This is a genomic window from Streptomyces sp. NBC_00377, assembly GCF_036075115.1.
Taxonomy (GTDB): domain Bacteria; phylum Actinomycetota; class Actinomycetes; order Streptomycetales; family Streptomycetaceae; genus Streptomyces.
This window is the reverse complement of the sequence record NZ_CP107958.1, coordinates 6,445,387-6,470,775: the sequence shown is the minus strand read 5'-3', so window position 1 is coordinate 6,470,775 and position 25,389 is coordinate 6,445,387. Positions and strand designations below refer to the sequence as shown.

The 25,389-nt window shown below is 69.7% G+C and carries 15 protein-coding genes; 7 read left to right on the top strand and 8 right to left on the bottom strand.

Features of this window, described 5'->3' with window-relative positions; genetic code table 11:
* The first annotated feature begins 76 nt into the window (after nt 1-76).
* On the top strand, nt 77-202 hold the full coding sequence (locus OHS71_RS28770) for a hypothetical protein (protein WP_328482223.1): 126 nt from the start codon (nt 77-79) through the stop codon (nt 200-202).
* Nucleotides 203-225: 23 nt separating this feature from the next.
* Here the strand turns inward: OHS71_RS28770 and OHS71_RS28765 are convergent, their stop codons facing one another.
* Entirely contained in the window at nt 226-1,461 is a 1,236-nt protein-coding gene (locus tag OHS71_RS28765) for a cytochrome P450 (RefSeq protein ID WP_328482222.1), read from the bottom strand.
* Nucleotides 1,462-1,634: 173 nt separating this feature from the next.
* Here OHS71_RS28765 and OHS71_RS28760 point away from each other — a divergent pair, with 173 nt between their 5' ends.
* A complete protein-coding gene (locus tag OHS71_RS28760; protein WP_328482221.1) occupies nt 1,635-2,804 on the top strand; it encodes a steroid 3-ketoacyl-CoA thiolase in 1,170 nt (389 codons plus the stop codon).
* Here the strand turns inward: OHS71_RS28760 and OHS71_RS28755 are convergent.
* The 4 genes from OHS71_RS28755 to OHS71_RS28740 form a co-directional block, all read right to left on the bottom strand.
* Nucleotides 2,792-3,097, bottom strand: coding sequence for a hypothetical protein (locus OHS71_RS28755; protein WP_328482220.1), 306 nt, complete (start codon nt 3,095-3,097; stop codon nt 2,792-2,794). The genes OHS71_RS28760 and OHS71_RS28755 overlap by 13 nt on opposite strands.
* A 522-nt stretch (nt 3,098-3,619) precedes the next feature.
* Nucleotides 3,620-10,546, bottom strand: a complete 6,927-nt coding sequence (locus OHS71_RS28750) for a polymorphic toxin-type HINT domain-containing protein (protein ID WP_443047079.1) — start codon at nt 10,544-10,546, stop codon at nt 3,620-3,622.
* 137 nt (nt 10,547-10,683) lie between these two features.
* Nucleotides 10,684-14,322 (bottom strand): LamG domain-containing protein, encoded by a 3,639-nt coding sequence (locus tag OHS71_RS28745; RefSeq protein WP_328482218.1) that lies wholly within the window; start codon nt 14,320-14,322, stop codon nt 10,684-10,686.
* Between the two features lie 642 nt (nt 14,323-14,964).
* Nucleotides 14,965-15,384 (bottom strand): hypothetical protein, encoded by a 420-nt coding sequence (locus OHS71_RS28740; RefSeq protein WP_328482217.1) that lies wholly within the window; start codon nt 15,382-15,384, stop codon nt 14,965-14,967.
* Between the two features lie 163 nt (nt 15,385-15,547).
* Here OHS71_RS28740 and OHS71_RS28735 point away from each other — a divergent pair, with 163 nt between their 5' ends.
* Both OHS71_RS28735 and OHS71_RS28730 read left to right on the top strand, forming a co-directional pair.
* Entirely contained in the window at nt 15,548-15,961 is a 414-nt protein-coding gene (locus OHS71_RS28735; RefSeq protein WP_328482216.1) for a hypothetical protein, read from the top strand.
* Complete coding sequence (locus tag OHS71_RS28730) at nt 15,958-18,126, top strand: hypothetical protein (protein WP_328482215.1); 2,169 nt, start codon at nt 15,958-15,960, stop codon at nt 18,124-18,126. Before OHS71_RS28735 ends, OHS71_RS28730 begins: the two co-directional genes overlap by 4 nt.
* 17 nt (nt 18,127-18,143) lie before the next feature.
* On the opposite strand, the gene OHS71_RS28725 is transcribed toward OHS71_RS28730, so the two are convergent.
* A complete protein-coding gene (locus OHS71_RS28725) occupies nt 18,144-20,219 on the bottom strand; it encodes a bifunctional glycosyltransferase 87/phosphatase PAP2 family protein (RefSeq protein WP_328482214.1) in 2,076 nt (691 codons plus the stop codon).
* Nucleotides 20,220-20,735: 516 nt separating this feature from the next.
* On the opposite strand from OHS71_RS28725, the gene OHS71_RS28720 reads away from it, so the two are divergent.
* Nucleotides 20,736-22,583, top strand: coding sequence for a DUF2330 domain-containing protein (locus OHS71_RS28720; RefSeq protein WP_328482213.1), 1,848 nt, complete (start codon nt 20,736-20,738; stop codon nt 22,581-22,583).
* A 90-nt stretch (nt 22,584-22,673) separates the two neighbouring features.
* On the top strand, nt 22,674-23,345 hold the full coding sequence (locus OHS71_RS28715; RefSeq protein ID WP_328482212.1) for an O-methyltransferase: 672 nt from the start codon (nt 22,674-22,676) through the stop codon (nt 23,343-23,345).
* Between the two features lie 202 nt (nt 23,346-23,547).
* Here OHS71_RS28715 and OHS71_RS28710 read toward each other — a convergent pair whose 3' ends face one another.
* Nucleotides 23,548-23,940 carry a hypothetical protein gene (locus OHS71_RS28710; protein WP_328482211.1) on the bottom strand — a complete coding sequence of 131 codons (393 nt, stop codon included), beginning with the start codon at nt 23,938-23,940 and terminating at the stop codon, nt 23,548-23,550.
* Between the two features lie 117 nt (nt 23,941-24,057).
* Between OHS71_RS28710 and OHS71_RS28705 the strand changes: the two genes are divergently transcribed.
* On the top strand, nt 24,058-24,501 hold the full coding sequence (locus OHS71_RS28705; protein ID WP_328482210.1) for a J-domain-containing protein: 444 nt from the start codon (nt 24,058-24,060) through the stop codon (nt 24,499-24,501).
* Between the two features lie 21 nt (nt 24,502-24,522).
* Here the strand turns inward: OHS71_RS28705 and OHS71_RS28700 are convergent, their stop codons facing one another.
* Nucleotides 24,523-25,386: a hypothetical protein gene (locus OHS71_RS28700; RefSeq protein WP_328482209.1), complete on the bottom strand. Its 864-nt coding sequence runs from the start codon at nt 25,384-25,386 to the stop codon at nt 24,523-24,525.
* Nucleotides 25,387-25,389 lie beyond the last annotated feature (3 nt).

The following is a 25,389-nucleotide window of genomic DNA, read 5'->3' as shown; positions in this document are numbered from 1 at the left end:
GCTGACAGCGGCGGCCCCCGATCCCCGGGGCCGCCGCTTTCGGCGTTTCCTCACCCGGCCGTGCTGCACTGGGCGGATGACCGGCACCGAGCACCCGACCGAGCCGCCGCGGGACACCCGGACGCGCGGCCCACGCGGCCTGCGCCTGGTCCCCGCCCTCCTCGCGCTGACCGCCATGAGCGCGGTGTCCGGCGAGGACTGATCGCCGCGAGGACGGATCACCGCTCACCCCGCCTCGACCCGCAGCTCCTTCACCCCGTTGATCCAGGCGGACCGCAGCCGGCGCGGCTCCTCCACGAGCCGGAGATCGGGCAGGGCGTCGGCGATGGCGTTGAAGATGAGGTTGATCTCGAGCACGGCGAGCGACTTGCCGAGGCAGAAGTGCGGTCCGCCGCCGCCGAACCCGAGGTGCGGGTTCGGATCCCGGGTGACGTCGAACTCGTCGGGCCGTTCGAACACCTCGGGATCACGGTTCGCCGAGGCGTAGAAGATGCCGACCCGGTCCCCCTTCCTGATCAGCTTCCCGCCTAGTTCGGTGTCCTGGGTGGCGGTCCGCTGGAAGGCGACGACGGGCGTGGCCCAGCGCACGATCTCCTCGGCGGCGGTGTCGGGCCTCTCCCGCTTGTACAGCTCCCACTGCCCGGGGTGGGTGAGGAGGGCGTGCATCCCGTGAGTGGTGGCGTTGCGGGTCGTCTCGTTCCCGGCCACGGCGAGCATCAGCACGAAGAACCCGAACTCGTCGGAGTTGAGGTTGCCCTCGTTCTCGGCGGCCACCAGCGTCGAGACGATGTCCTGAGCGGGGCACTGCTTCCGCTCGGCGGCCATGTTCATGGCGTACGCCAGGATCTCGGCAGCGGACTGGTGCCCGACCTCGGCGGTGACCGCGTACTCGGGATCGTCGTACGCGATCATCTTGTTGGACCAGTCGAAGATCTTGGAACGGTCCTCCTGGGGCACGCCGATCAGCTCGGCGATGGCCTGGAGGGGCAGCTCCGAGGCGATGGAGGTGACGAAGTCGAAGGAGCCGTCCTGCGCGCGGGCGCGATCGACGATCGCCGTGGCCCGGTTCCGCAGCCGCTCCTCCAGCGCCCGGATGGCCCGGGGTGTGAACCCGCGCTGCACGATCTGCCGCACGCGCGTGTGCTCCGGCGGATCCATGTTCAGCAGGATGAACCGCTGAGCGTCTATCGAATCCCGTTCGATGTGCTCGTTGAAGCGGATGATCGCGGTGTTGAGGTAGGAGGAGAAGATCTCGGGGTGGGTGGAAACGTATTTCACATCCGCGTGGCGGGTCACGGCCCAGTACCCGTCGTCCTGGAAGCCGGCGACATTGCCCGTCTGAGGGATCCAGCGGACCGGTTCGGCGACCCGCAGCTCGGCGAACTCGGGCAGAGGTACACGGTGTTGCAGCAGGTCGGGATCGGTGAAGTCGAACCCGTCGGGAAGCGCTGGACAGGGCATCGGCGGCTCCAGCCATCTGGCTTACGCGATCTGACGGTTCATCAGAAATAGACTGCCGTGAAGGTAGTTCAGGACCCTCGAGGCTGCAAGACCCTTGCGGTGACGCACATCACGTAAGCAGACTGCACCCAGCAGAACTAGAACACGTACTAGTTCCGAAGGGATCCGCACCCATGGCCGCCGAACCCGTGATCGTGGAAGCAGTCCGCACCCCCATCGGCAAGCGCGGCGGCGCGCTCGCCAACCTGCACCCCGCCTACCTCCTGGGCGAGACCTACCGCGAACTCCTCGGCCGCACCGGCATCCCCGCCGACGCCGTGGAACAGATAGTCGGCGGCACGGTGACCCACGCCGGCGAACAGTCCATGAACCCTGCACGCACCGCCTGGCTGACCATGGGCCTCCCCTACGAGACAGCCGCGACGACGGTCGACTGCCAGTGCGGCTCCTCCCAGCAGGCCTCGCACATGACAGCCAACATGATCGCGGCGGGCGTGATCGACGTCGGCATCTCCTGCGGCGTCGAGGCGATGTCCCGCGTCCCCCTCGGCTCGGGCTCCAAGCACGGCCCCGGGAAGCCGTTCCCCGAGGAGTGGAACGTCGACCTGCCGAACCAGTTCGAGGCGGCGGAACGCATCGCGCGCCACCGGGGCCTCGGCCGCGCCGACGTGGACGCCCTGGGCCTGCTCTCCCAGGACCGTGCGGCGACGGCCTGGTCGGAGGAACGCTTCAAGCGCGAGACGTTCGCCGTCCAGGTCCCCACTACGGAGGACGAGCAGGCGTCGGGCCAGGGCATGTGGCGCCTGGTCGACCGCGACGAGGGCCTGCGGGACACCTCCCCCGAGGCCCTCTCCCGCCTGAAGCCGGTCATGCCCACGGCGATCCACACGGCCGGCAACTCGTCCCAGATCAGCGACGGCGCGGCGGCGATCATGTGGGCCTCGAAACGGATGGCCCGCGCCCTGAAGCTGAAGCCGAGGGCGAGGATCGTCGCCCAGGCGCTGGTGGGCGCGGACCCGCACTTCCACCTGGACGGCCCCATCGACGCGACCCGTGCCGTCCTCGGCAAGGCGGGCATGTCACTGAAGGACATCGACCTCGTCGAGATCAACGAGGCCTTCGCATCCGTGGTGTTGAGCTGGACCAAGGTCTTCGGGACGGACCTGTCCAAGGTCAACGTCAACGGCGGCGCGATCGCCCTGGGCCACCCGGTCGGCGCGACGGGCGCCCGCCTCATCACGACGGCCCTGCACGAACTGGAACGAACGGACAAGGAGTTCGCCCTGATCACCATGTGCGCGGGCGGCGCACTGGCTACGGGAACGATCATTCAGCGGGTGTAGCCGGGCGGAGGGAATCGGAGCGACCGGGCAGGGACGGGGGAGGCGACGCGGTCTGCCCCGTCCCGAACACCGCTGCCGACTCCGACGGCAGAGAGAACGGTGGCGCCGATCAGCACGTCCAGTTGCTGGACGAAGATCTGTTCATCCGCTGCTGCGAGCGAACCTTCAGTGAGGATGAACGGCCCATCGAGGCGTAGATCCACACCACCGGCGAAGGTGACCTCACCGCTCGCCGGCGCCATCTCCTGGCAGACAGCCAGAACTTCCGCGCCCGCGAAATCCCCAGGATCCAACGGTCTCCAACTCCGGTGGCGAAGGCCTGACGGTCACCAAATCCACCCTTCATAAGCCTCGCGGTGAATTTTGATGAGCTGTCCCCACGCCCCGCCTACCCGCTCGCACGCCTCGCTTCTTCTCGCACATCCGGTGGCAATATCTCAGATACCGACATATCAAGGAGAAGTTCCAGAACGACTCCTCGATCAAACTCCTTTCGATGAGCCATTTCAATTACCCATGGAGCGGCTAGCTGCATCCAATACGAACGACCAGACTTCCACGCCGACTCGACTGTCAGCTCAATGAGTCTCTCAGGAGTCGAAATCCCTCCCCGGCCGAGATCCAGCCAGGAATTGGAAAATTCAACCAAAGCTCCGGAAAGATCACGTTCGAGGTAAGGCCACATGGGAACGAACCCGGAGCTAGCCAGAGAAGCCCTCCCTTCTGACTCCACTCCGACCCCGATCAGGCCGTCTGGCATGATTCCGATCCATGCCCCGTCCCCTCGATATACCACCGGATTCCAGCTGGTCATCTCAACCCCATGGCCTGTAATCGAAGTCAATCCCTTGCTCAGTCATGAACTTCTGGAACTGCTGACGCGTGGAGTCTGTCCATCTGTGGCCATAGTGGCCACTGTTTTCCGTGAAAACAAGGCGCCCATTGTCCCGGAAGAGCGTGCCACCCAGGACCGTCCCTTTATCCATGCCCGCCTTTTCAGCCAGCTGTTCGTGCGGGCTGAGGCCTCCAGGAATACGCTCACGGTCTCCCGCCAGAAATCTTCCCGAGCCCGAATCAAAGACAAACTCAGTCTCCGGCTTGGTCGAAGTGAAGCCCTCCAGGGCGTCAGCAGAACCCCCGCCCGGCCCCAACGCGACGTCACATCCACTGTTGTGAACCAGGACCGGAGTCTCGCCCGCCAGCACATAGTACGTGTGAAGGTCGTCGACCGTGAGGTTGTAAGTGCGAGCGCGCTCAACAAAGGGGTGGTTGGCTGTGACCTCCACACGACTGCCGTCGTCACTGAGCAGGGTCATGCCAGCGGCGAGGTCTCCAGCCTCGACCCAGTCGCCCTCCGAAGGCGACCAGAACGGATGCCCATGAGTTGCAATAAGGGTTTTAGTACCCTTTTCAGTCGCTATAGATAGCTTATTGAAGTACTTGTCATCTTCTGTAGCTATAAGGCGAGTGACTTTACGGGTGCTCGATTTGCCCGTCCTGGGGTCAGTGGCGAGAACCATGTCACCGACCCGCACATCTTCGATTTCCTTGGTCGCCCCGTCGGCCATGAGGACCTTTGTGCCCGCCAGGAAACACTTGCAATCGGCGAGACGCATTACCCCGTTCGCGATCGCCTGCTCGAACAACTTCAGCTTGGCGGCGAATATGGCGTCCTTCGCGAGCTCCACGCATGCCATGGCGTCGCCATTTTTGCAGTCCTCAAAGGCCCCAATCCCAAGAACATCCTTCTCTGCTTCCCATGACTTCTTAGCTATCTGCTCAAAGGCGGGACCATAGGAAGTTATCTTGCAGAACACGGGGTTGTGCTGACAGTACCTAGCCGGGTTTTCGCGCGCCTCGCATCCGAGGAAGTTACAGCGATACTGTTCCGCGGCTGTTGGCGTGGTACTCGTGGTACCGCTTGTGGAAGCTGTGCCGCTGCCGCCACTGCCGCCGTTCGGTGTTCCGCGTACAGTGCCGTCTGAGTTTTTCCCCCCGTCCGGATCGCCTGTCGTGCCTCCGTCGGGACGGGTCCAGCCGGCACCGTTGTTGCAGCTGTCGCACCAGAGCCCGGTCGGATCACTGCCCGTGACCGGGTTGTTGTTGGCATAGCTGTAGCCGTTGAGGGACTGTGGCTGGTCAGCTGCCAAGATGGGGTCGACGCTGATGAACTGGCCGATGCCCGGGTCGTATTCGCGGGCCCCGACGTGGGTCAAGCCAGTGGTCGTGTCCCTTGTCTTTCCGAGGAAACCCTTGTCATCAGGCCAGGGACCGTAGAGCGGTGCGCCGCGGTCGTTCCCGAACGGCGTCATGTAGCGCTTGGTGAAGGTCTGGGCGGCATCCGGGTTGAGGGACAGGGATGAGGTGTTGTGGTGGTCGCCCGTCAGGTAACTGAGCTTGTTGGTGCCCGACTGGTTGGTTCGGACGGCTGCTGTGACGTCACCGGCTGCGTAGTAACGCTGCGCCCACATGCTGCCGTTGGCGCGAAGGTGCAGTTCGGTGGAGCCGGCGTAGAGAACGCGCTCGCCGCTCCCCGTGTTACGGACCAGCAGGTTGCCGTCGGCGGAGTACAGGTAGTCGGTCGACGTCCCGTTCTCCGTGAGCTTGCTCAGCTTGCCCTCGGCCGACCAGTCGAGGGTCTGGGTTGCGCGAGCTCCCGGGCGGTGCCAGCTGTTGCCGGCCTTGTCGTAGTCGTAGACGCGCTCCGGGGCCTTGCAGTCGGCCTTGGTCGTGGTGCCGGTCAAGGTGTGCGGCTGTGCGGTGCTGGTGTAGCAGTAGGTCGTCTTCGTGTCGCCGCTGCTCTTGTGGACCGTCTCACCGGTCCGCTGGCCGGCGGTGTTGTACTCGTAGCTCGACCAGTACGGGGCCGGGCCGGACAGACTCGACGCGCTCCGGGTGTCGGAGCACTTCTGCGAAGCGGGCGTCCACGCCTCGGTCAGGCGCTGATGGGCGTCGTAGGCGAAGCACTGCGTGTCGGCCGAGCTGCTTCCGCCCAGAAGGGTCGGATCGCTGATCGCGGTGACATTGCCGGTCTGGTCATAGGTGTAGTTGAGGTCCTGCAGCATGTAGCCGTGAGTCTGGTCCGTCACATGGCTGCGGGTCTGGCGACCGGTGCCCTCCTCGAAGTCGTTGGCGACGTAGACGCTCTTGTTTCCGGTGCCGCCCGTGCCCAGCGTCAGGAGCTGAGGTTGTGCGAGAGCCGAGTAGTCCACGTCCAGCAGGTAGCCGGTGGCCCCGGCTATCGAGGTCAGGTCACCCACCGCGTCGTAGTCGTAGTCGACGCGCTCGGCCGGCAGTCCTCCGAGTGCGGGGTCCTTCGTCTGCTTGAGGGTGCCGTCGATGTTGTAGTACGTCTCGTACGCCAGCGTGGCGGGGGAACCCGCCTTCACGAACGGGTCGCTCTGCGGCAGGTCCAGCTGGGTGGCGGTGGCACGGCCCAGGTCGTCGTACGCGGTGACGGTCTGCGTGTACGCCGCGCCCGACTTGCCGCCCACGTATCGGGTGGAGGAAGTCGGCAGGCCCTTGAGGGGCGCGTCGTAGGTGAAGCCGGTGAGCAGGTTGGCGTCCGCCTTGGAGCTTTCCCAGGTACCGGTGACGCGGCCCAGCTCGTCGTAACCGGTCAGCACCGACTTGCCGCGTGAGTCCGTGGACTTGACCGGGCGGTCGAGGACGTCGTACTCGGTGGTGGTGGTCCCCTTGTCAGGGTCGACTGCGACGGCTTGGCGGCCGAACAGGTCATAGCCGTACGACCACTTGGCGCCGTCGGGGCCCGTGAGCGTCTCCTGTTGGCCGTCCAGGCCGTAGGTCAGCTTCGTGGAGGTGTAGGGGGCTCCGGGCGTGGTGCCGAAGGCCGTGTCGGCCGGGCTCGTGCTCGCGTACTGCCGTGTCTCTGTCGTCCAGCCTCGTACGTCCGTGATCGTCCGCTGGGCCGAGCCGCCTTCGAGTGCCGTCGTCGCCACGGAGTCGCCGGTGTAGCCGGTCGTCGTGGACCACTTCTTGACTCCGAAGACGTACAGGCTGGAGACGGTGGCGCGGCCGGCTCCGTCGAACACCGTCCCCGTCTGCTGGGGCGCCTCGCCGTACTCGGCGCGGGTGTACGTGCCATTGGGCGTGCTGGTGTTGTCGAAGATGCCGGCGTACGTCTCGTACGCGAGACCGCGCGTGTCGTACCGCGTGTCCGTCAGCAGCCGGCCGCCCAGCGGCGACGGTGACTGGGTCTGGAGGGGCCTGAGCAGCGCGTCGTACAGCGTGTAGCTGGTGTTGTAGGTCTCGCCGTCCTTTTTCAACGACGAGGACGAGACCCACGAGGCCTTGGCGTTGTCCAGGTGGTAGGCGAACTTCTGGTTGGGGGCCTGGCTGCCGCTGATCCTGTTGGGAAGCCACACCTGGGTGATGCGGCCAAGGGCGTCGTAGCTCAGCTCGGTCTTCTTGCTGTTGACGTCGTAGATGCGCAACGGCTGGCCGCGGCGAGGGTCCAGGAAGCTGACCGTCTTGTACGTCTTGGGGTCGGTGGTGATGGTCTTGGTCAGCGGCCCTGCGTCGACGGGGGTGTACGCGAGGGAGGTGGGGGCGTTCGTGGTCGCGTCACTGACGCTCAGGGGGCGCCCGAGTGTGTCGTACGTCGTGGTGGAGATCTTCTGCCAGCCGCTCGGCAGCCGGTCGCCGTTGGTGTCGGCGGTGGGCGCGTAGCCGGTGGCGCGGCCGGTCCACGTCGCCAGGCCCTTGGTGGGCTTCTGCGTCGCCGACCACGCTGTGGCGTTCGCGGTGTCGTAGACCGTGCTGACGTCCGCGATCACATCGCCTCGCGCCGGCTTGGCCGGATCCACGGACGCGGGCAGGGTCATCGAGGCGTCCGCCGTCGCGCAGGTACGGGCGACGGTACGGGTGCGGGAGACCGGGCTGATGATGCCGAGGTCTGCGTTGCGGGCGTACCAGGTGCGCGTGCAGGTCTCGTCCGACGCCTTGCCCACCTGGCCGGAGTCGTCGACGGTGATCGGCATGCCATAGCTGTCGAACGACGTGCTCGTGAGACGTTCGCGCCAGGTCTGCGACGCCGTCAGGTAGGTGTACCCGTGCGCCTTTTCCGTGCGTACGTAGCGGGCGACGTGGTCCCCGGCTCCGGGTGGGGTCTGCCGGGCGGTCTCCTGCGACCACGGGTCCTCGACCGTGGCCGAGACGGCTGTGGAACGGTCGTAGACGACCTGTTCGCGCAACCGCCCCGCGTATTCGCTCTTGTCGGTGATCGACGCCGCGCCGAGGGCCGGTGTCGCCAGGGGAGCCACGGAGACGGATTTGGTGGTGCCGTCGCCCTTTCGGTCGCCGTGCATGCCCTGGAGATAGAGGGAGACCGTGCGGGAGCGCGTCACGTCCGTCGCGCCCGTCCACGCCGTGACCTGCGCGTATCCACGCCACTCGGACCAGGTGCGCTCTTCCTTCTTCACGAACGGGTCGTCGCCGTAGGCCCAAGCCGCACCGCTGTACGAGTAGGCGTGCTCGACCGCCTCATTGGCGGCGGTGGGGTCCGAGGCAGTCACGGCAAGCACGCGGTACTTGTGGAACCAGTCGATCGAGGCGTTCTCAGCGCCGTTGACGTGCCAGAACTGGGGGTAGCACGAACGGGTGTTGGAGTCGGGCGCCGCACTCAGCACCTGGCTGCGCACGCATTCCTCGCCGGACAGGGTGACTCTGGTGATCGCACCGGTCTCGGAGGTGACGGTGGAGATGCGCGGGCGGGTCAGGGGCAGGATGTCGTCCGTCGCGTCGACGCGGTTGGGACGCATCTGGTAGGTGAACGCGACGGGATCGAGGGCGACGGCGGTGTCGCCGGCCCTCGCCGTCCTCTTGAGGGACTTCAGCGTCAGGACCTGGTCGGAGCTGTCACCGATGTCCCCACCGTCCAGGTACTCCTCGGTCAGGTCCCAGGAGTCGACCGGGTCGTACGCGGTGCTGGTGGCGTTGTAGGAGAAGGTGTCGATCCCGGTCAGACGCTTACGGGAGAAGAAGGCCGGGCCGGCCGCGTTGCACTCGTCGTCGTCCTTGGAGCAGATCGCGTCGAACGGGACGTCCGGCCAATTGTCCGAGGTGTCCTTGGTCAGGCTCGAGCAGTCCGACGCGGTGCAGCGCTCGGCGTAACCGAAAGTGACCTTGGCGTCCGCCTTGTCGGTGAACAGCGCGCCCTTGCGCAGGCCGTACTCGATCCGACTCAGATAGCCGCCGCGTGTGTAGGAGGCGTTCGCGGTCTCGGACTTGTTCTTCTTGTAGTAGTTCGATTCCTTCGTGTACCAGTAGGTGGCCGCGTTGGCTCGGGTGTCCTCGACGTAGTCGAGGTTCCACCGCCAGGCCTGGGTGAGCGCGCGGTCGCCGAACGCGTCGCCCCCGGAGTAGCCGGGCTCCCCGGAGTCGTCGCCGAAGACCGGCACGGTCGCCACGGAGTTGGTGCGCTGGGTGTCCGCGCCGTCCAGCTTGTCCAGGCCGAACACGTACTTCGTGCCGTCACCGCTGACCACGGTCCAGTACTCGCCGTTGTCGTCGCCGTTGTCCGCGCCCGTCGAGCGCGTCACCTTCGACGCGTCGTCGTTCTCGAGCCGCCACTGGGCGTCGTCGACCTTGACCAGCCGCGAGGCTCTGCCGTTGAGCACCACGCGGGCGTTGTCGTACTTCCAGCAGAGGTCGAAGACGTCGTCGTGTCCGTCGTCGTCACACGAACCGTAGGACCGCTCGATGTAGGACTCGGTGAGCCCGAATCCCTCACCGACCGAGGTGCCCTGGTTGTTGGAGGTGGCGGTACGGCCGTCCACGCTGCCCGAATCGTACGAGAGTGACAGCGGCGGCTGCGGGCCGGCCGCCGCCGGGGGCAGCGAGAAGTCGTAGGACCAGGTGAACGAGCCCGAACTGCCGCCCGCCTCCCATGACGAGGACGCCGACAACGGGGTGGCCGAGTAGTTTCCGGTGCCCTTGGGGGACTCCCCCGAGCCTGCTGCCGCGGCGGTGACGGCCAGCACGGTGGTGGCGGGGGCGGCGCTGGTAGCGGTCTTCAGGAGTTGGGTCGACGGGCCGTCCGCGTCTCCCGCGATGCTCACCTTCGCCGACACCGACTGGTGGGCGAAGTCGTTGTCCGAGATCAGAAAACGCTGAGTGCGGCACTCCTTCTTCTCCGGCGTCGTCAGCGCGCACCCGGGAAGCTGCACCAGGCGCAGGCGCTGCGACCAGCCGCCGCCGACGGCGGAGGCGAAGCCGCCGTAGCCGACGCTGACTTCGGCGCTGCCGGCGCTGTCCGCGGCCATGGTGAGGAGCACGCCGGTGACGCCTGCCGCGCGGGCTGCCTTCTGGTCCAGGACTGTGACGCGCCCTTCCCCGCTCACCGCGGCTGCGCCACCCTTGGGCGGAGTGATGGTGACCGGCAGGCCGCCGGGCTCGACGCCGGTTGTTCTGCCACCCGCCAGGCCGAGCGTCGCCGCACCCTTTGCCGGCCAGGCCGCCGACTGCTGGGCGCGGGCCGCGTCGGACTGTCCCTTGTTGGTCTTCCTGTCCCGCGCGACCTGCGCCCGGGCCTCCTTCGCGCCCGGGCCCCGGAACGCCTCCACCTTGCTCACCCGCGACTTGGGCACGTCGGGGCGCCCCAGACCCGACGACTCGGTGGCCTGCGCCACTTGGGCCGCACCCAGGGGCACGATGAGCGCCAGTGCCAGCGATTGCACCAAGAGCCGAACGGCTCGATGCCGTGTCATGTCACCCTCTCGCATTGAGGTGCCCCTGCCAAGCTTCATGTGTTTCGTCCCACCCGGTCCGGTTCGGAGAAGAATCAGCAGGTCGCCGCGCCGACGGGCCTGCGTGCACCTGTGGGTGAGGGCGCCCCTCGGGGCAGCCCTCACCTCTGCCGTCAGTCGCCCACGGTCTCTTCGACCTGATCGGAGCCGGTCATCGCACCCGCCCACAGACGGACCTCCGCAATCCGTCCGGGCAGGTAGTGCTGCCATGCACTGCCGGTGAAGCCCTTGCCCACCGCGAACTCACCCGAGCCGGCCTTGGCGGTGAACGCCTTGTCGTCGCCGTTCTGGACGGCTCCCAGGTAGAGGCTGATCGTGCCGTCCTGTGCATTGAAGACACCGGTCATGCGGACCATGGAGTCCAGCAGCGCCTCTTTCTCGGAGGTCACGGCGCTGAAGGCGCCCTGCGCGTCGAGCCGGCCGAAGTGCCAGAAACCCACGGGGACCGTCTTCTCCTCCGCGGTCTCCGGGTCCAACACGGTCACCTTGTCGGTGAGCTCGAACCAGAAGCCCCAAGCGGATCCGTCAGCAGCCTTCTGGCCGACCGCCTGGCCGGTATAGCCCACGTCCTTGCTCAGCAGCTTGGCGCTGTCCAGCGTTGCCAGCGCGGTGACGGTGAACGAGCCCGTGTCGTCCACGACCGGCCCGGAGGCGGTGGCCGCGTCGTCCACGCCGTCCAGCAGAATCGACTCACCGTCCAGCGACGCACCAGCACCCAGAGTCAGTGACCTGCCGTAACCGGAGGTGGTATCGGCAATCGTGGTGCCGGAACCTCGATCCGCCGACCAGTCGGCGACCAGTTCCACTCCGGCGTACGCCTTCGAGGTCAGCGTTCTGGCTTCCTCCGCAACCTCCTCTGCCGAGAGGGCCCGCTGCCACGTCCTGGGCTCGTCGACGCTGCCGTTGAAGTAGTCGGTGTAGGTGTCGGCCCAGATGCCCCGGCCGATCTGCAGCGGTCCCGACCCCTTGTACGCCGTACCGGAGTCGGCGGTGCTCTGCAGCACCCCATTGAGGTAGAGACTGATCTTCTGAGCCTGCGCGTCGTGCACTCCGACCACGTGCGTCCACACGCCGCGCGGCGAGGGCTTCGGGGCACTCGACTTGCGCACAGTGCCGTCGGTGCCCATCACGCTGAGGCTCCACGTATTGGCGCCGTCTGCGGCGTACGACAGCCCGAAGGGGATGTACTTCTTCGTGAAGGGGGCGGCGCTGTCCGGCGCCTGGCTGAGCACCGTGAGTGTGCGTGAAGCAGCGGGGTCGACGCGCACCCAGGCCGAGACGGTGTAGGAGGCGGAGGTGTCCAGCACTGTCGCGGATGTCGCCGCGTACCCCGTGCTGCCGTCGAGAACCAGGCCCTTGTCTGTCACCGGTGTCTCCAACGCCGCGCCGGCTGCGTCGTGCGTGATCAGTCCACGACGGCCACGGTGGTCACGTACCGCTCCACCGGCCAGCGTCGCGTTGTCCGCGCCGTCCCACGTCGCGGCATCCACCGCCACGCCGTCCGTCTCGGTGAAGTTCCACTGTCCGACCGGCTTCTCGGCGTCGGCGACCACGAAGTCGACGAGGGACTCCGCACCGTAGCGACCGACGTTGTCCTTGGCTCTCACGTACAGCCGGTTCAGCCCTTCCTTGGTGGGCGTGACGACGACGGACCCGGTCGGGACGGTCGGCCCGGTCGTCCACTCGGCTCTGGCAGACAGCCGGTACTGGTAGCCCACGATGTTCGTGTCATCCGTGGCCGGCTTGAACGTGAACGTGCCCTTGACCGCGGGCCCGCCATGGGCCGTGCAGTCATTGGCGGTGCACACCGTGTACGGCGTGCCCACGGCGATCTGCGGCGCCTTGGGAGCCGTCGGATCCACCTTGAAGTAACACGGCGTCGTATAACCGGTGTTCTGCCGGTTGCTGCCGTCGTCGTAGTAGGACATGGTCAACGCCTTCAGCCGGTACAGCACGCCCTCCTGGAGGGTCGCCAGGCTGCGGGACTGCTTGACCTGGTTCGCGACGTAACCCGAGGTCGGGCCGTCGACGTCAGGAGTGGCCAGGACCCATGCCGTGCCGCTGGACTTCTCGACCCGCCACCGGATGCGCAGACTCGCTCCCACCGAACCGCCGGGCGCGGTAAGCGGCTTTCCCTGGACGAGCGGGGTCGGGTCGGACACGATGGCAGGGTCGGCCGCGTTGGTGGAGCAGACGTAGCCGGTACCGGTGACCAGACCGACCTCCGTCGGAAGGGCGGGCACCGCCACGAACTTCACCGCGAGCACGGCGTCGTTCTTGAACCGCTTCCACGCCGACGGGTCGGACTCGTCGTGCGCCTTGATCTCCAGCGTCAGCCGGGAGAACTGACCCGCCGCGAAGTTCGACACCGTGGAGGTGAGGTTCTCGTTCGTTTCGTCCGCGCTGTCGTTGAACTCGATCGGGGCGTCCGGGGCGTCCGGGTCGCACAGCGAACCACGGCCGGCCGAGACGTTCCGGTCGACCATCAGGTCCAGCTCAGCCGGCCGTGAGGACCAGGTGGTGGCGGAGGAGATGTTGTTCGTACGGACGAGGTCCACCCAGCGCGGGTCGCACTGGAACGCCCACGGCTCGGTCACCCGGAAGGTGGCGTCGAGGACCTTCTTGCCCTTCAGGCTCGCCGGGGAGAACTCGAAGTACAGCTTCTGCACGTAACCCGGGCCGCAGTAATAGCCGCTCCAGGTACCGCACTTGCCCGCGCCCTTGCCCTGGTCGTCGTCGCCGTTGCCCCAGCCGTACGACTCGTAGCCGTCGCTGCGCAGCAAGGTCCGCTCGGACTCGCCCCAGGTCACGGTCGGGTCGATGAACAGCGGGAAGGCGGAGGCCTGGGACTTGGTGAGCATCGCCGTGTCCGGCACGACCGACAGGGTGTCCTTGGTGACGGCGACGTCCATCTTGGTGACCTTGTCGCCCTGGCCGGGTTCCAGACCGGAGCCGGACGGCGCCACTTCGGCGGGGTCCGAGGTCACGACCGGTGCGACCGGCTCCTCGGTAAGCGCCTGCGCCCGCATCAGCTGTGTCTGCGCCCCGGCAGCTCCCGGCGTGGCCTCGGAGGTCTGCGGCTTCCCGCCCGCCGAGTCCCACATCCGCGCCGGCGGCGCCTTGAAGACCGTACGACCGCTGCCGTCGACGGCTGCGAGGTTGCCTGCCGCCCCCTCGCGGACGTCCAGTCCCTGGGCCTTGAGCCCGAAGGTGAGCTTCTTCAGTTCCTCGTTCGCTGCGGCGTCCGGTGTCTTCACCACGAACACGGGCTGGAAACTCTCGGGGGTCGCGGTCACCTGAAGGTCGACACCCGGAAGGACGTCGGCGTACACGGCGCTGGGACCGTCCAGTTTCGGTGCGGCCAGCTTGCCCGGCCACCGGAGTTCCAGCGAGTTGCCCTGCTCCTCGATGCGGGCCAGCGGCGCCTTGTCGCCTCCCGCCGAGAAGGCGATGGAAACAGCGGCGGCCTTGGGTCCGACCGAGCCATCGGAACGCTTCTCGAGAGTGGCGTCCGGCGCCTGCCAGCCACCGTCCGGTTTGGCCACCCGTACGGGGACGACAGACTGCTCCAGCGTGAAGGTGAAACCGTCGGGGTTGGCGTAGACCGTGGTCCGGTCCGTCCGCTCCCCCACCACCTCGACGCGCCGGCCGGAATCCTCGGCCTCGGCCAAGGCCTGCTGCCCTTCGGTCAGAGCTGTTGGATCCGCCTCCGGCGAGGAGGCCACAGCCTCCTGGGCGGGCAGCGCCAACATACCCAGCAGGACGGCCAGAGCGGCCGTCGTCGCTCCCGTTGCCCCGCGTCTACCGCGTCTACGACGTCTGCCCGCGCCTGACCCACCCCGTGCGAAACGCACAGAACCCCGCCCCCAGAGTTACAAGATCGTTCAAAAAAGTAAGCGAATTCAAACCTCCCTCTCACCTTGCGTCAAGGATTTATCACCTTGCGCAGTCGCCCTCGGGCAGCGTGATCGGCTGGATCGTGGCGTTCGTCGACCGTGCGGCTTCCCTACGCGAAAGGCCGAACGGTCGAGTCGGCGACCGTTGGCCGTCGTATCGGCGTCGTTCTCACCCGACGGATGTCCCGCGCGCCGCGCCGCCTCCCGGTAGTGCTTTCGGCCGGAAACGATCGCTCGGGGATCAAGTCGAGAGCTGCCGTGCGGTGCCGTCCACCACGACGCTAATAGCTGTTCTCCGCTCCCCTCTTCGCGGTTCTCATCCGCCCCGCCGCCCGTGCCGACTCGGACGGCAGGCGGACCGGTCTGGGAGGGGCATGGATGATCAGGCTGGGACACTGGTCGTTCGCCTGGTACCTGCTGCACGAGAAGCATCCGGCCCGAGCGTCGGCTGCGGGGTCTGGCGGCCGGGCCCTACGCGGACGGCTCGGCGCGGCCGGGTCAGGCAGCCGGTGGGGCGGTGGTAGCCGGGCGGAAGTAGGCGATCGTCCTCAGGGCGGCGGCGATCAGGCAGCCCACGACGAGGAACGCCAGCAGGACCAGCACGGGGTTGACCCAGAACGGCACGAGGTCGTACGAGGCGTTGCACTTGTTGTGGAGTGGAAAGAACTGCGACGGCTCGCGCCAATGCTCCGCGCGGTAGGTGTCGTCGTACTTCTGGCCTCTCAGGAGCGTGCAGGTCTCCGCCACGTCCAGGCCGCCGGACCACGCTCCCCAGAACCACGTGAGGCACAGCCCCACGCACGACAGCGCCGAGACCGCCAGCCAGAGGAACGGCGTCCTCCTCATGAACCACGCCCTCGCGTTCGCGGCCCTCATGCTCTCGACCGCCGTCTTCCCGAACACCTTCTTCCCGACCATCCCGTGATTCTCCCTTTTCGGTGACCAGAACACCGGGTCAGCCCCAACTACCGTCTGTACCATGCGTTTTGTCCCATGCGCACACCAGCGGGCCGGGGCATCCACGGGGAGGGGACCGGACATGTTCGGTGAGGCGTTGACCGCGGCTGCGGCCGGTGGGGGGATGGCCGTCGTGCAGGCGGCCGGGGCGGACAGCTGGGCCTGGTTCCGGGTGCGGTGTGCCCGGCTCGTCGGGCGGGGGGACGCCGACGCCGAGCGGGAGGCGCTCGCGCGGCTCGACCGGACCGCCGCCGTGCTGGACGCCGCCGACGAGGGTGAGCGGGAACGGGTACGGGCCGTACACGCCGTGTTGTGGCAGGGGGAGTTCGCGTCCGTCATCGAGTCCCTCGGGGGCCCGGAGCGGGAGCGGCTCGTCGAGCAACTCGTCGAGCTGACGAGGGAGTTCGGCAGCGGTGACGGGCAGCCTCGCGGTGGCGCCGTCAGCGGCAACACCTTTCACGGGCCCACCGCCGTCCAGACCGGAGATCACAACCGGCAGGAAAACCACTTCGGGTCCGGGTCCGGGTCCGGTAGATGACCGATCCCGGCAGCGCAGAGTCCGACCGTGGCGACGGAGACTCCGTCTCCGGGAACTCCGTCTCAGGGAACTCCTTCCACGGGCCCACCGCCTTCCAGGCCGGGGATCACAACACCCAGAACGTTCATCACCACATCGCCCACATCACGCAGACCGCCCACGCCGGATCGCAGGCCGAAGACCCCCTCGGCGCCACCGCCGACGAACTCGCGCGGGCCGTGGGGGTGCAGTGGCAGGAGGAGGCCGGGCTGCGGCGGCTGCTCGAACCCGCGCCGCTGCCCGTGCGGTGGCGGGTGAGCGAGCGCAAGGTGGCGGGGCGCATCGGCGGGGCGACGGCCGAGGGGGCTGCCCGGGCACGGTTCGTTGCGCTGCCGGGGCTCGCACCGGTCACCCGGGCGCAGCTTCGCGACGGCGGCGGGCTGGCGGAACTGCACGCCGTCTACGGCGGGTTGGCCTCCGGACGGCTGCTGGTCGTCGGGCCGCCGGCCGCCGGCAAGACCGCCGCCGCCGTACTGCTGCTGCTCGACGCGCTCGCCCACCGGGCCGCGTGGACCGAGCCCGCCGAGCGGGCCCGTGTACCCGTCCCCGTGCTGCTCTCCCTCGACGGGTGGAACCCCGCCGAGGAGACCGTCACCGACTGGGCCGCCGACCGGCTCACCCGCGCGTACACCCTCTTCCATGGAAGGGGCGGACGCGCCCGTGCCCGGCACCTGCTCGAGCAGGGACGGATCTCCCTCTTCCTCGACGGCCTCGACGAGGTCACCGGCGCACTGCGCGGGGCCATGGTCAGCGCGCTGGAGCCGGCGCCCTTCCGGCTGGTGGTGGTGTCGCGGGCCAGGGAAGCCGTGCTGACCGCCAGGAAGGCCCGGCTGGGCGGCGCTCTCGCCGTGGAGATCCTGCCGGTCCGGCCCGCCGACGCCGCCGGATATCTGCTGAACCGGCTGCCCTCCGCTCCGTCCCCCGCCTGGCGGGAGCTGACCGGGCGGCTCCTCACGGAGACCGGGCCGCTCGCCACCGCCCTCACCGGCCCGCTCGCCGTCGCCCTGCTCCGCGACGTCTACGGCGACGACGGCCCCGTCGACGAACTGCTCGACGCGGCCCGCTTCCCCACCCCCGCCGCCGTCGAGAACCATCTCCTCGATCACGCCGTCGCCGCCGCCTACACCCGGCGCCCCGGACACCCACGCCCGCGCTACTCGGCGGCCACGGCCGAACGCACGCTCCGGTACGTCGCGGCCCGGCTGGCCCGGGAGGACACCCGCGATCTGCGCTGGTGGCACATTCCCGGCTGGACGGGGCACCGTCCCCGGATGATCGCCGTCTGGATCGTCTCCGCTCTGGTGTGCGGGGCGCCCGGCATGATCATGGCCTGGCGTCTCGACCCGACGCCCCTCATCGCCGTGCTCGGTCCGCTCGCGGCGATCGGCGGCGGCTACGCGGTCGCCCGTCGTGTCGCGGAGCTGAGCGTCCCGCAGCCGCTGTCGAGTGCGGGCTGGCGCGACATCTTCACCCGGGAGACCGTCCTGTCAGGCATCGCGCAGTGGCTGGTCGTGGGCACCGCACTGTGCTGGGTGGTGCCGCTGCTGAGGGACCGTGTCCCGCCGTACTGGCTCTGGTACCTGATCACGCTGCCGTTCGGTTTCACCGAGGTGCTGGTCACGGGACGGGGCTACGACATCGTCTCCCGAGCTCCCTTCCTGTCGGTGGGCTCGGGGCGCTACGCCAAGGTGCGGGAGGGCTACGCCCGGCCCTCGGTGGTGGACACCCGGTCGGTGGGCCCGCGTGACGTGTGGCGGCATCACCTCGGGCTGCGGCTGTTTCTCGGCCTGCTCACCGGCTTCGCCCTCGCGCTGTACGTCGGCCCCCTCGTGGCCTGGGCGCAGTCCCCTTTGCAGGGCGTGCTGTTCGGGCTGACGGCTGTCCTGTGGACCGGCGTCGCCTCGGGCCTGGCCGGCAACCTCGCCGCCGCCACCGCCCTCACCGCCGTACAACTGCACTACGAGGAGGGCACCCCCGTGAGGCTGGTGCACTTCCTGGAGGACGCCCGCCGCCGGAACCTGCTGCGGGCGACGGGCCCCGTCTACCAGTTCCGGCACGCGCGGCTCCAGGAGCGGCTGGCCGGAGAGGGACGACCGGCCGGGAGGGGCGCAGGCGGCGAGCGGTGACGACCCGCGGCGAGCGGTCATCGACAGCTCCGGGTCGGCTCCTTCCGGGCCGGCGTCCCCGGCTTCGGTGACGCCGGATCGGCCGCCTTCACGGCCGTCGCCGTGGCGAACCGCGCTCGCGGTCCCATGAACAGGTACGACAGGCCGAAGCCGCCGCCCACCACCGCCGCGCCGCCTGCCGCGTCCAGCACCCAGTGGTTGCCGGTCGCCACGATCGACGACACCGTGAGGAGCGGGTGCAGCAGGCCGAGTGCCTTCATCCACCATCTCGGGGCGACGATCGCGATGACCAGACCGCACCACAGCGCCCATCCGAAGTGCAGGGACGGCATCGCCGCGTACTGGTTGGTGAGCGAGGTGAGCGTGCCGTAGTCCGGCTTGGAGAAGTCCTGCACACCGTGGACCGTGTCCATGACGCCCAGATCCGGCATCAGACGGGGCGGGGCCAGCGGATAGAGCCAGAAGCCGACCAGGGCCAGCAGCGTCGCGAAGCCCAGCGAGGAGCGGGCCCAGCGGTAGTCGACCGGGCGGCGCCAGTAGAGGATGCCCAGCACCGACAGCGGGACCACGAAGTGGAAGGATTCGTAATAGAAGTCGAAGAAGTTCCGCAGCCACTCGACCTTGACGACCGCGTGGTTCGCCCAGTGCTCGATGTCGATGTGCAGGAACCGCTCGATGTCGAGGATCTGCTGGCCGTGCTCCTCGGCCCGCGCCCGCCCGCCGGAGTTCGTGCCGCCGGTCGCCGCCAGCCTGACCTGCTGGTACGCCGCGTACGTCACACGCATCAGCAGCAGCTCGAGGAGGAGGTTCGGGCGGGTCAGGACCCGCTTGAGGAACGGGAGCAGCGGTACGTGCTTCCAGCGGGTGGGCACCGGCTGCGCGTACTCCGCCGGGACGGGCGCGCGGTAGTACGGGGAGGTGCGCGGCAGGAAGGGGAGGGCCGTGGCCGCGGCGACGGCCGACAGCAGCACCGCGTTGTCGCGCAGGGGGTACAGGACCGCCATGTGCGGCAGCATCATCTGCGCCGGGAGGGTCATCACGAGGATCACCGCCACCGGCCACACATAGCGGTTGGACGCCCGCCTGCCGACCCGTCCCACCACCGTCGGCAGGACCCACAGCAACTGGTGCTGCCAGGTCGTGGGCGAGACGACGACGGCCGCACAGCCGGTGACGGCGACCGCCAGCAGCAACTGGCCGTCGCGGGCGTAGCGAACCGCGCGGCGGACGCCCAGGACGGCCACAGCCGCGCCCAGCGACAGGAACAGGCCGATCTCGAGCGGCCCGGAGAGACCGAGGCGGAGCAGGGCGCCGTGCAGTGACTGGTTGGCGAGCGCGTCGGCCTCACCGCCGAGTCCGACACCCGCCATGTGGTGCACCCAGTAGGTGTACGAGTCGTGCGGCATCGCCGCCCAGGCCAGCGCGGTGCCCGCGGTGAAGGCGGCTCCGGTGGCGGCCGCGGCGCGGCGCCGCCCGGTGAACCACAGCAGCGCGGCGAAGAGCAGGACCGTGGGCTGGAGGGCGGCCGCCAGGCCGATCAGGGCACCGGCGGCCCGCCAGTCCCGTACGACGAAGCAGCCGAGCAGGACCATCAGCACCGGGACGATGCTGGTCTGGCCGAGCCAGAAGGTGTTGCGCACCGGGAGGGACAGCATCAGCAGGCTGATCGCGACGGGGGCGGCGAGCAGGGCCGTGCGTCTGCCGATCGGCTGGGGCAGGGCGCGGGCCATGACCAGGCCCAGGGCGGCGACCAGCAGCAGGGTGCCGAAGGTCCAGCCCCAGCCGAGGGCCTGTTCGGCCGCGCGGGTGAGGGGCTTGAGGACGAGCCCGGTGAAGGGCGTGCCCGCGAAGCGCGTCGAGTCGTAGAGCGAGCCGTTGACGTGCAGTACGCCGTTCGGTCCGACCCAGGTCTCCAGGTCCGTCAGCCGTTCTCCGCGCGGGGTGCCCAGGACGACGGCCGCCTGGCGTACGGCGAGGACCGCCGCCACCAGCCAGAGGCCGAGGCGGGCCACGCGCAGGCGCGCCCGCGCCGTGTCGGCCGGCGTCGGCCCGAAGGCATTCGCCGGGGGCCCGCTGTGCTCCGCATTCGCCACGCCTCGTCGGCCTCCGACTCCGTTGGTCTCACGCGTCCGGTGCGCGAGGTCCTCCTCCCGCACCGTATGAAGCTCGTACCGCCCTCTGGCACAGACGCAGGCAACCCCCGCTTCACCTGACGTCCGCTCTCCTTTTGTCCGGAAGACGATAGTCGTCCCCCGGCCCTGCCGTTTTCACACCGCGGGACACGGGACGCGAAAAGGGACGGAAACGGGACCGGAAAGGGTCGGGAAAGGGACCGTGGGCGGGGGCTGGGAACGAGTCACGCCCAGGGGCGGGCTTCGGACGGAACGTGGACGGAACGCGGGTGGGCCACGAGCGGGGTGTGGGTGGGCCACGAGCGGGGCGTGGGCGGGGCGGGGGCGGGATCTGGATCAGGCCTCGAACGGAACGGGGGCTTCAGCCGTACCGTCGTAGCCACCACAATGCGCGCTGGCGGGTACGGAGTGCTGGAGGGGATACAGGGCATGGTCGGTTTACTGCGGGGACGGCAGGCGCGGTGGGCACGGTCACGCATGCGGATCACCGCCGTGCTGCTGACTCTGCTCGCGATCCAGCTCGGTTCGCTCGTCGCGCCGGCCTATGCCTGCGGCTGCGGCGCGCTGGTGCCGGGCGACCAGCGGGAGGTCGTGGTCGGCCGGGAGGTCTCCGCCGTGCGCTGGGACGGCGCGCGGGAACAGATCGTGATGCGTCTGACGGTCGGCGGGGACGCCGAGCGGGCCGCCTGGATCATGCCCGTGCCGCACCGGGCGACGGTGGAGCTCGGCGACCCGGAGCTTTTCGACCAGCTGGCCGCGGCCACCGCCCCCGTGCACCGCACCCGCCACCACTTCTGGCCGCAGGACGGCGACTGGCCGCTGACCACGGGAGGCGACACGGCGGGGGCGCCACCGCCCGGGGCGGTCGCAGGCGTCGGCGTGACCGGACGCGAGCGGCTCGGTCCGTTCGACGTGGCCCGGCTCACCGCCACCGACCCGTCCGACCTGGACGACTGGCTGCGCCGCAACGGCTTCGCCCTGCCCGCCCGCCTCGCGGCCGCGCTCCAGCCGTATGTCGACAAGCGCTGGGAGTACGTGGCGGTCCGGCTGGTCCCCGAGAGCACCGGCGCGGCCCTGCGGGGCGAACTCGAGCCGCTGCGCCTCACCTTCGCCGCCGACTCCCTCGTCTACCCGATGCGGCTGTCCCGGCTGGCGGCCACACCGCAGTCGCTCGGTCTGTACGTCCTGGCCGCCCACCGTATGGAACCGGCCTCGCCGATCGGCGGCGAGCGGCCCCGGGTGACGTTCGCGGGGCCGGTCGGCAGGGCGACGGGGCCGCTGGCCGCGCTGGCGAAGGGCACGCCCTACCTGACGGCCGTCGCGCAGGAGTTCCCACGGCCGTCGGAGATCTCCGGCGACCACGAACTGCGCCGGGCGGCGGCGGACACCGCGTACCGGCAGGTGATCTACGAGGACCGGCTGCTCGCGCTGGCCGGGATCCCGGTGTGGCTGCTGACGGTCGTCGGCGCAGTGGCCGTCCTGAACGCGGTCGCGGTCGTCCTGGGAGTCCGCTGGGGCCGCGCCCACCGCGCGAGTGCGCCGAAACCCCGGCACGCGTCGGGCCTCCAGCCGCCGGCACCCCCCGGAACGGGGGCGGCGACTGCGCCGGGCACACACAACGCGCCGTCTGCGCCCACCACGGCGGGAGCGGCACCCGCCATGCCACAGACGGTGCTCGCCGCGGGAAAAACTGCGCCCACCCTGCCGGAGACGGGACGCGCCACGCCAGGAGCTGCGCCCAAGAGGCCCGGAACGCTGCCCGCCGTGCCGCGAAGTGCGCCCACCGCCACAGGAGCGGCACCCGCCACGCCAGGAGCTACGCCCAAGAGGCCCGGAACGCCGCCCGCCATGCCGCGAAGTGCGCCCACCGCCACAGGAGCGGCACCCGCCACGCCAGGAGCTGCGCCCAAGAGGCCCGGAACGCCGCCCGCCATGCCAAGGAGTGCGCCCACCACAACCGGAGCGGCACCCGCCACGCCAGGAGCTACGCCCAAGGGGCCCGGAACGCCGCCCGCCATACCGCGAGCGGTGCCCGCCGCGCCGGGGGCGGCACCCGTCCTGCCGACGGCGCCCCCCGTGCCGACGCGGCCGCCGTCGGCGGGAGGTACGCCGCCCCGGCCGGTGCGGCCGCCCGTCTCCTCCGGGTCTTCCCTCTCGTCCGCCCCGCCCCGGTCCGCCGCCCTTCAGGACCAGTCCAGGCCGCCCCGTACACCGCCCGGGCCCTCGGTGCGCCCTCCCTCGCCGCCCTCCGCTCCCCCCGAGCCCCGGGTGGCGCCTTCCGCGTCTTTTCCGCCTCCCGCCGGACCTGCTGCGCCGAACGGCTGAAAGCCCCGGTCGGCGACGCGTGCCGCTCGACTTAGCATTCCTGAGCGGACAAGCCGCCGGAATTGTCAGGCACACGAGAGGGCAGAGCGCATGAGCGAGTCGCAGGCCTGGGACGCCGTCGACGCCTACTTCACCGACCGCCTCGCCCCGGACGACGAGGTGACGGCCGCCGCGCTGCGCGACAGCGAGGCCGCCGGGCTGCCACCGATCAGCGTCACGCCGAACCAGGGCAAGCTGCTGCAACTCCTTGCCGAGATCCAGGGGGCGCGGGCGATCCTGGAGATCGGCACGCTCGGCGGCTACAGCACGATCTGGCTGGCCCGCGCGCTCCCGGCCGACGGCCGGCTGGTCTCGCTGGAGTACGACCCCCGGCACGCGGAGGTCGCCACCCGCAACATCGCCCGCGCGGGCCTCGACAAGGTGGTCGAGGTGCGGGTCGGGGCGGCCCTGGAGTCACTGCCGCTGCTGGCAGACGAGAACCCGCCTCCGTTCGACCTCGTCTTCATCGACGCCGACAAGGTCAACAACGCGCACTATCTGGAGTGGGCGCTGAAACTCACGAGCGCGGGCAGTCTGATCGTCGTCGACAACGTCGTGCGGGGCGGCCAGGTCGCGGACGCGGCCAACGACTCGGGGGACGTCCTCGGCACCCGGGCCGCGATCGAGCTGATCGGCTCGCACCCGAGGCTGAGCGGCACCGCCGTCCAGACCGTCGGAGCGAAGGGCTACGACGGCTTCGCACTGGCACGCGTACTGGCCTAGCAGTCGGCGCACAGGCCGGCACGGCCGCCGGCGCGCGCCGGCACGGCCGTCGGCGCACGGTCCACGTCACCCGGCCGTGGCCGTGCCGGCCGTCCGCTCTGTCTTCCAGTGGACCGCGTCACCCGGGCGCCCGGCCGGCCGGCCTCCGGCCTCCGGCCTCCGGGCCGCGGGAAAACGCGGCACTCCCCGGCGGCCACGGCTGTCACGCCTCGTGGTAGAACCCCACGTTGACGCTGCGCGGCCCGGTGCGGTCGAGGACGATGATCTCGCCGGAGCCGCCGCGCGCCAGCGGCAGCGTCCCGCCGTACGCGAGCGGCTGCGCGTAGGCACCGGAGACCACCCGCACCTCGGAGGACGGCTCGTCCTGCGAGCCGCGCAGCCAGGAGACCTGCCAGACGCCCTCGGGGCCGCACAGGAACTCCAGGTGCACCCGGGAGACGAACAGCCAGTCCTCGGGGGTCGCGAGGCGACACAGGGACTTGTCACGGCCCACCCGAAGCACGGCCCCCGGGTCGCTGGGCGAGTCGGCCATCAGCATGCCGGCCGTGGCGCCCTCTTCCGTCCCGGAGACGGTGGCCATGGTGAGTTCGAGCACGTGCGCTCCCCTTGAGGTGTCTTTGACATGCCTGTCGGCTTCCTGGGTCCTAAGTGTGCTTGTACAGCGGCCGCATGATAAATCGCCCGGCCCCACCGCGTCCGGCACAATGGACGCATGACCGAGCGAAAGCCACCGGGTGTCCCGTTCGAGTCCTGGGTCGACAAGCAGATCCGTGACGCGGAGCGGCGCGGCGAGTTCGATCAACTCCCGGGTACGGGGCAGCCGTTGCCGGAGATCGCGGACACCGCGTATGACGAACTGTGGTGGATCAAGCGGAAGATGGCCCGTGAGGGGCTCTCCGTCCTGCCACCCGCGCTCGCTCTGCGCAAGGAGGCGGAGGACGCGCTCGCGGCGGCGTACGCGGCGCCCTCGGAACGTCTCGTCCGGAAGATCGTCACGGACGTCAACGTCAAACTGCGCGACATGATGTTCAAGCCGCCGCCCGGCCCCCCGCTGGGCATGCAGCCGTACGACGTCGAAGCGGTCGTACGGGAGTGGCGGGAGCGCCGGGCGACGGCTGGAAAGACCGGTGAGGCCGATGGGACCGATGGGGCCTGAGGGGCCCGAGGGACCGGGGTGTCAGAGGTGCAGGAGCCGCTCCGTCAGCTCGCGGTAGTCGCGCAGGGCCAGGCGGAGTTGCTCGGTGTCGGCTGTCGTCGCGGCCGCCACCGCCCGGTCCTTGCCGTCCTTGGCGCCCTCCGTCGACTGCCAGGAGCCGCGCAGGGTACGGCGCCGCCGGTCGACGGCGTCCGTGAAGCGGGCGGCGAGTTCCTCCAGCACCTGGTCGGCCTCCGCGACGGCGTCCCGCGGACCGTCGACGAACCCGACGACCGCGTGCCGCAGACGTGAGGCGATGCGGTCGCACTCGTCGACCGGCAGGAGGGACGCGCCGTGACCGCCCTGCTCGGCGGCGGCCGCCGTCGGCACCCGGCCCGCGACGGTGTCGGTGTGCACCGCGCCGGCGTCCTGGTGCCGGGCCGGCGTTCCGTCGCCGGAGGCGCGGAGTGCGTCGGCGCCCCGTTCGCCCTGCTCGACACCCGCCGGCGAACCGTGCGTCGCCCGGCCGGCGCCGTCGTCGGCGCCCGCTCCGAACCGCGTCCCCTCCCCTGCGGCTGTCGTACCGCCCGGCTCCTTCGACGGCGTCCGACCGCCCGGCAGGGCGGTCCCGTCCGTCGGCACGCGGTCGCCGGACCGTACCGCCTCCCCGGTCGAGCCGTGTCCGCCGCCGAGCCCGGCGGATCCGGGCCGCACGGTCTCACCGGCCGGTACGGCATCGCCGGTCGGCGCGGTCTCGGCACGGCGGCCGGTCTCTCCGGGCCGTACGGCCTCTCCGGCGGGAACGGTGTCGTCGTGCTTCGCCGGGCGGGTGCGGTCGTCCGCCGGTCGGCGGTTCTCCGGGTCGGTGCCCGTGCTCGGTGTCACGTCCGGTGTCACGTCACGCATCGC

Coding starts and splice junctions, on each gene's coding strand:
- OHS71_RS28745 (WP_328482218.1), bottom strand. CDS start 14,322: ATGTTGGCGCTGCCCGCCCAGGAGGCTGTGGCCTCCTCGCCGGAGGCG.
- OHS71_RS28740 (WP_328482217.1), bottom strand. CDS start 15,384: ATGGTCGGGAAGAAGGTGTTCGGGAAGACGGCGGTCGAGAGCATGAGG.
- OHS71_RS28760 (WP_328482221.1), top strand. CDS start 1,635: ATGGCCGCCGAACCCGTGATCGTGGAAGCAGTCCGCACCCCCATCGGC.
- OHS71_RS28735 (WP_328482216.1), top strand. CDS start 15,548: ATGGCCGTCGTGCAGGCGGCCGGGGCGGACAGCTGGGCCTGGTTCCGG.
- OHS71_RS28770 (WP_328482223.1), top strand. CDS start 77: ATGACCGGCACCGAGCACCCGACCGAGCCGCCGCGGGACACCCGGACG.
- OHS71_RS28750 (WP_443047079.1), bottom strand. CDS start 10,546: ATGCGAGAGGGTGACATGACACGGCATCGAGCCGTTCGGCTCTTGGTG.
- OHS71_RS28705 (WP_328482210.1), top strand. CDS start 24,058: ATGACCGAGCGAAAGCCACCGGGTGTCCCGTTCGAGTCCTGGGTCGAC.
- OHS71_RS28720 (WP_328482213.1), top strand. CDS start 20,736: ATGCGGATCACCGCCGTGCTGCTGACTCTGCTCGCGATCCAGCTCGGT.
- OHS71_RS28765 (WP_328482222.1), bottom strand. CDS start 1,461: ATGCCCTGTCCAGCGCTTCCCGACGGGTTCGACTTCACCGATCCCGAC.
- OHS71_RS28700 (WP_328482209.1), bottom strand. CDS start 25,386: ATGCGTGACGTGACACCGGACGTGACACCGAGCACGGGCACCGACCCG.
- OHS71_RS28715 (WP_328482212.1), top strand. CDS start 22,674: ATGAGCGAGTCGCAGGCCTGGGACGCCGTCGACGCCTACTTCACCGAC.
- OHS71_RS28730 (WP_328482215.1), top strand. CDS start 15,958: ATGACCGATCCCGGCAGCGCAGAGTCCGACCGTGGCGACGGAGACTCC.